The 5422-nt window shown below is 59.0% G+C and carries 7 protein-coding genes and 1 pseudogene; all 8 read right to left on the reverse strand.

The genetic code is table 11. The features are described 5' to 3' along the window. Positions 1–261: 261 nt before the first annotated feature. The 8 genes and pseudogenes from B3F77_RS05940 to B3F77_RS05975 all read right to left on the reverse strand — a co-directional run bounded on the left by B3F77_RS05940 (position 262) and on the right by B3F77_RS05975 (position 5404). A complete protein-coding gene (locus B3F77_RS05940) occupies positions 262–840 on the reverse strand; it encodes a rhomboid family intramembrane serine protease (RefSeq protein WP_293604074.1) in 579 nt (192 codons plus the stop codon). Between the two features lie 204 nt (positions 841–1044). Continuing rightward, on the reverse strand, positions 1045–1491 hold the full coding sequence (locus B3F77_RS05945) for a sterol desaturase family protein (RefSeq protein ID WP_293604075.1): 447 nt from the start codon (positions 1489–1491) through the stop codon (positions 1045–1047). 463 nt (positions 1492–1954) lie between these two features. Continuing rightward, positions 1955–2143 (reverse strand): annotated as a pseudogene (locus tag B3F77_RS05950) (PDZ domain-containing protein); the annotation flags it as partial. Between the two features lie 3 nt (positions 2144–2146). After that, complete coding sequence (locus B3F77_RS05955; protein ID WP_293604076.1) at positions 2147–2611, reverse strand: hypothetical protein; 465 nt, start codon at positions 2609–2611, stop codon at positions 2147–2149. Between the two features lie 73 nt (positions 2612–2684). Next, positions 2685–2813 carry a hypothetical protein gene (locus tag B3F77_RS05960; RefSeq protein ID WP_293604077.1) on the reverse strand — a complete coding sequence of 43 codons (129 nt, stop codon included), beginning with the start codon at positions 2811–2813 and terminating at the stop codon, positions 2685–2687. A gap of 397 nt (positions 2814–3210) precedes the next feature. Then, positions 3211–3903 carry a class I SAM-dependent methyltransferase gene (locus tag B3F77_RS05965; RefSeq protein ID WP_293604078.1) on the reverse strand — a complete coding sequence of 231 codons (693 nt, stop codon included), beginning with the start codon at positions 3901–3903 and terminating at the stop codon, positions 3211–3213. Between the two features lie 165 nt (positions 3904–4068). Beyond that, positions 4069–4875, reverse strand: coding sequence for an ABC transporter permease (locus B3F77_RS05970; protein WP_293604079.1), 807 nt, complete (start codon positions 4873–4875; stop codon positions 4069–4071). Next, complete coding sequence (locus B3F77_RS05975; protein ID WP_293604080.1) at positions 4865–5404, reverse strand: ABC transporter ATP-binding protein; 540 nt, start codon at positions 5402–5404, stop codon at positions 4865–4867. Before B3F77_RS05975 ends, B3F77_RS05970 begins: the two co-directional genes overlap by 11 nt. Between the last annotated feature and the right edge of the window lie 18 nt (positions 5405–5422).

Genomic DNA, 5422 nt, shown 5'->3' on the forward strand with positions numbered 1-5422 from the left:
CCGCCAGGGTAAGACTTCCCACAAACACAATGTTGATGCCGATCCAGTTTTGACCCATGTGCCGGGATTCCGCTGACCCAGGTCAACTCCTGGCGATCCAAATGCTGGCGACGGTTCAAAAGCCAGAGGCATGGGTCAGTCCAGTGTCGGCACCTGGGTCAATTCTCGGCTGGCCGCCATATCCAAGTGAGACTTTGGTCGATGGGCTAACGCCGCAAGATCTCGCACTCAGCCAAAGCGTCAGTCATTCTGTGGTTTCGGTCAGCCGAAGGGCAGCTGCCTGCGCCAGTAGCGCATCACCAGCCAGCCGCCGAAGAGCCCGCCGAGGTGGGCGAAGTGGGCCACGCCGCTGGCGCTGCCGGTCACACCCAGCGTCAGCTCGATCAGCCCGTACAGCGTCACGAACAGCCAGGCCGGCATCGGGATCGGCGGCAGCAGCGGGGTGATGGTGCGGTGCGGAAACACCATCGCGAAGCCGATCAGCAGCCCGAACAGCCCTCCCGAAGCACCGACGGTCGGCACGTTGCTGCCAAGCGCCGAGGTCACGAGCAACTGCATGGCGGCTGCGGCGAGCACGCTCACGGCATAGAACACGCCGAGTCGACGTGAGCCCCAGACCCGCTCCAGATCGCTCCCGAACATCCACAGGCCGAACATGTTGAACGCCAGATGGGTGAGGCTCCCGTGCAGGAAAGCATAGCTCGCAAGCTGCCAGGGCATGAACAGGCCCGAGCCCAGCGGCCACAACGCGAACCACCCGGTGACGGTGCTTCCGAGCACCTGCTCGAGCACGAAGGCCAGCACGTTGGCAACGATCAAGGCCTGGGTCAGCGGCGGCATGGGTGGGTCCTGGTCACTGCGGGTTGACGGCCGGATACGACGCGGGCGAAGGGCTTGGCGGAATCGATGAGGATGTTCATGCGGGTCTCGATGAGTTCAGGCCTGAAGTGTCTGTTCCGGCAGGCGCGGTGCATAGGGCCAGGCGTCACTGCCAAGTCACCAGTTGCGGATGACCTTCGTCACGACAGATCGACACCGTGACCGTCACGTGCGCCGTTCGGCTGGGACTGCTCCAGCGTGGCGTTGAACGGGCAGTGACCTGGTGCCGAAGACCCGATCCCACAGCCCGGTGCTGACGCCGAAGTCGGTCATCGAACCCGCGCGGTGGTGCCGCGCGTGTCGTTCCTTGGCGCGATGCAGCCACGACCCCCGGCGGGAAAGGCGGTGATGCACGGCGTCGTGCACGAATCCGTACGCGATGTAACCGACCATCAGCCCAGTGGCGATTCCGCTCGCCGTGGGCGCCGAGGCTTCATGCGCCAGCACTTCCCACAGACTGAGGAACAGCGGCGCGCTCAGCCAGGTTGGGGTGCCGATCAGGGCACACGGGTGTTCATGGTGCAGCGCATGCAGCCGACGGAACGGTGGCACGCGGTGCAGCACCCAGCGGTGCAGTGCGTACTCAAGCGCGGTCCACGCCAGCAGGCCCACAGCCAGCGCGGTGAACCAGCACCCAGCAGCCTGAGGTGGGGCCTACCACAGTGATCGCAGGGCGGCGGTGGCGATCAGAACTGGATAGACGAAAAAGTCCGCCTGGTAGCCCCACTTCGAAAGATGCATGGTGCTGCTCCGTTGTTGTGCGAGTGTCGGCCCGGCTGTGGCATTCACATAGTGCCGGTGGTCACGGTCGGGCATCACTTACGACCACTTTCACGTTGGCGACAAAGTCGGCTCGCTGCTTGTCCTTGACCGCGACCTCAAGCGTCAGCGGCCATAACCTCGTCCTTGCCAATGCCACCGCTCAGGTATTCGACCTGGCCACTGCTGTGTGTGGGCGGCTGCGATGATGACTTTGTGGATCAGAGTTTTCATGTCAATTCTCCTTCTCGAGTAATGGAGTAGCGAACTAACGCAGTGCGTTGCTCCGGGCACTGCCATTCGTGCGGTTTTTTGATCAGCCGACGCGCACCGGCACGAATATTTTGTTGCCATCGCGCTGGATCAGCAGCGCCACCGACTTGGTTGACTTCGCCACAATCTCGCGCACTTGGTCAATGTCCTTGACCGGCGTACCGTTGACGGCCAAAGGCACGTCGCCCAGCTACAGGTCGGCCAAGGCAGTTAAACCGGCGGCATCTTCGACTTGTCATGTCGGCACCCCAGACGAAAAGCCGGAATCATTTTCATCGGCTCGACGGTTTCGGGCCCGTTGGACAAGGGCTGTCACCAGCAGTGCTGCTGCGCCAGACCCGGTCATTACTGGCGACGCAGCGAGAATCTGGGCCAAGCCATCGACGGCTTGGATGCTAATCTGCTGGACATGGTCGACCAGGGCAATCACATCGCTGGCTTGCACGTTCTGTGCGTCCTCAAGTCGAATGTGCAGCTCCGGCCAGCCACTTCGAAACAGGAGCTTCGCGAAGAGGCCATGGGCCACGACAACGAGTGAGAGCACGCCCAGTGGCCGCAGCAAATGCTCAAGCATCCGACTTCGTTCGGCCGGAGGGGCGGTCTCATAGACTTCACCGACTAGCTTCGCAATCGTGATTTCGGATGCCTGGCTACCCAGTTCATTCGCAGGTAGTGCCTCAGGAATATAGTTGGGATTCATCTCATTTCGCTCCTGTTGGAAGGGCCCGTTAAATGGGCGGATCGGATGAGTGTGCTTGGGCGTCGGATCGCGTTCAGAGTGCAACGCCTACACCGATGGTGTAGTGGACAACGATGAGCTTGTCGCCGAACGAGTTCGGCTGGAAGGGTTCCCAATCGCCCCGAAACGCGGCGTTGTTGGGGCTCATTAAATGGGTGTTCATGAATACTCCTGGGAAAGGTTCATGGTTACATGATGAGAAAATTATGGAGACGAATACTTAGACGAAGCTTAAGGAAACTCTGCATAACCCCCCTTCCGGTGTGGCCTTTCCCCTGTTTTCCGCACTCCATAGTGCTGCTGTGGGCGTCAGTTGGCTATTGACCACCGGTGCCGATTTAGTTTTGACCGGTGTTTTGCGAGGAGTACACCCGGTCAGTTCTGAACCGGCGTAATCTGCATTGCCGACGCTCAAGGAACCCACATTGACCGTCTGGTTGGGGTCTGGCATAGACCTTTGTCGATCGACGCCGATCGGCGCAGTGAGCGGCAATTCAACTGCCGAGCTTCGTGTGAAGCAGGCTTTCAATCTCAATTTCTGACTGCCACAGGAAATCTGTTCAGCGCTTGCGAAGCAAGTTGACACGCATCGGTCGCACGAAGTGAGCGCCGTCTGCTGTCATGTGAGGTTCAAAGCATGCACGCACCGCCTTCAAAGTGGTGGCATCAAGCCTGTGACTGACGAAGGTTACGCCGATCATGCGCTGTTCGAACTCGGCAAAGTCGCGGTAGTGCACCGGCGTTTCGAAGAACATCTCGGCCACCTGCTCCAAGGCGCCAGAAGACACCGTTTCCTGCACCGCACGCAAGGCTGCGGCACGCACTCGCTCCTCGTCGTGGAACAAGCGCATCACCTCGTTAAGCGCTCCGGCAAACACTGGCTCCGAAATATAAAGAAGACCCTTTGGCCGCAGCACGCGGTGCACCTCTGCCAGCGCCTGGCTTAGTTGATCCAGAGGCACATGGTGCAAGGACTTCAGCATCAGCGCCATGTCGAAACGTTGCGCCTCAAATGGGATCGCTTGTGCACCGGCCTGCACGAAATGCAGCCGCTGTTGTGGGTTGAGCAGGTTCTTGGCGTGCTGACGTTCGTCCACTTCCAGCCCGGTCACTTCGCAGGCTGGACATCGTGCAAGCAACTGGCGCGACAGTTGTGCGGCACCGCAGCCCAATTCAATGATCTGCGGGTGCTGGTCCAGATCGACTAGCGATTGCAGCAAGTCGAGTTCGTCGGTTATCAGCGGGGTGCTCATTTGGGCAGATCCTTCAAAATTGATTAATCCAATGCGATGAAAACGTTGAGGAAAACATCCGTTACGTGAAGGATAAGCTGGGTAAACATCCTACGGTTTCAGCGATTCTTTTGGCCCCACCAAGGTTCTCCAGCACCTCACGCTGGCTCATTGATAGGCCTGGACTCAATAGTTCTTGGCGCGCGGCAACAACTGCGCCGCCGGCGTAAAGAAGCTTCGCCGATAAAGAAGCACTGTAATTGCAGCGGTGATCGCCGTCGCCGCAGTGAGCATGAATACAACCACCAATTGATAGCGCACGGCAAGGGCTGGCGAAGCGCCGGCGAGGATTTGACCTGTCATCATGCCAGGTAGAGAAACGATACCGACGATTGCCAGCGCATTGACGGCTGGAATCATCGCGGCTGCTAGGGCCTTGCGCGTCGCCTCTGCGCAGGCGCGGGCGGGCGTTGAACCCAGGGCAAGGAAAGCTTCGATCTCACCTCGGCGTGCGTCCATTTCGGACTGCAGGCGCTCAGCAGCGATCGCAGCACCATTCATCGCGTTAGCGACTATCATGCCAAAAAGTGGAATCAGGTAGCGCGCGCTGTACCACGGTGTGACATGGACTACAGCCACGCTCACATAGATTAGCGTGAACACCGCGCCGCAAATGATTGCAAGACCCAGAATCGGCGCCAGAGTTCGCCTTTCACGCGAGCTTACATTTTGCCGGTGAGTCGCAGTGATGGCAGCAACGGCAGACATGACCACCAGCATGGCTAGCACCAGAAGCGGACTATCGACCGCAAAAATCCATAGCAGAACATGACCAATGAGTACCAATTGAACCGTCGCTCGAATGGCACCCACGACGACTTGTCGGCCCAGATCGAGGCGTTGCCAGGCGGAAAGCGCTAGAACGATTAACAACAAAGCCGCGGCGGTGGCTAAATCGAACCATCCGATATCAATGGGGTAATCAAGCCGCATGGCGCTCGCCCTCCTCACCAACGTTCAAATAGGCGCGGGTTCGCGCTTCAAGCGCATTGTTCATGATGCTTTGCGCTGGGCCAGCCTCGACTACGCGCCCAGCTTCGAGCATCACCACATGCGAGGCCGCGTTACGCGCCTCGCGCAGTCGATGCGTGACCATGACCAGCGTGACGCCGGTGGTCTTATTCAATTGCTTCAATGTTTGCAGCAGACAATCTGCCACCTCAGGGTCTAGTGCAGCGGTAGGTTCATCGAGCAGTAGCACTTGCGGGTCGGTCATCAGCGCTCGTGCTAACGCAACCCGTTGCTTCTCGCCGCCGGATAGATCGACAGCATTTCTAGTGGCGTAGGACGGATCCAGTCCCGAAAGCGAAAGCAAGTCATGAATGCGCGTATTCAATGATGTGCTGATGTCGCTAGATATTTTTTCCTTCAGAGTGTCCGCCACGCTCAGGTTTTCGGCTACCGTTCCGGCAAACATCACAGGTGTCTGAAATACAAAACCGACGCGGCGCCTAAGCGGAATGGCACTTACTTAAGCCCC

It is taken from the genome of Polaromonas sp. UBA4122 (assembly GCA_002381615.1).
In the GTDB taxonomy this organism is placed as follows: Bacteria; Pseudomonadota; Gammaproteobacteria; order Burkholderiales; family Burkholderiaceae_C; genus Polaromonas.

Coding starts and splice junctions, on each gene's coding strand:
- B3F77_RS05940 (WP_293604074.1), bottom strand. CDS start 840: ATGCCGCCGCTGACCCAGGCCTTGATCGTTGCCAACGTGCTGGCCTTC.
- B3F77_RS05955 (WP_293604076.1), bottom strand. CDS start 2,611: ATGAATCCCAACTATATTCCTGAGGCACTACCTGCGAATGAACTGGGT.
- B3F77_RS05960 (WP_293604077.1), bottom strand. CDS start 2,813: ATGAACACCCATTTAATGAGCCCCAACAACGCCGCGTTTCGGGGCGAT.
- B3F77_RS05965 (WP_293604078.1), bottom strand. CDS start 3,903: ATGAGCACCCCGCTGATAACCGACGAACTCGACTTGCTGCAATCGCTA.
- B3F77_RS05970 (WP_293604079.1), bottom strand. CDS start 4,875: ATGCGGCTTGATTACCCCATTGATATCGGATGGTTCGATTTAGCCACC.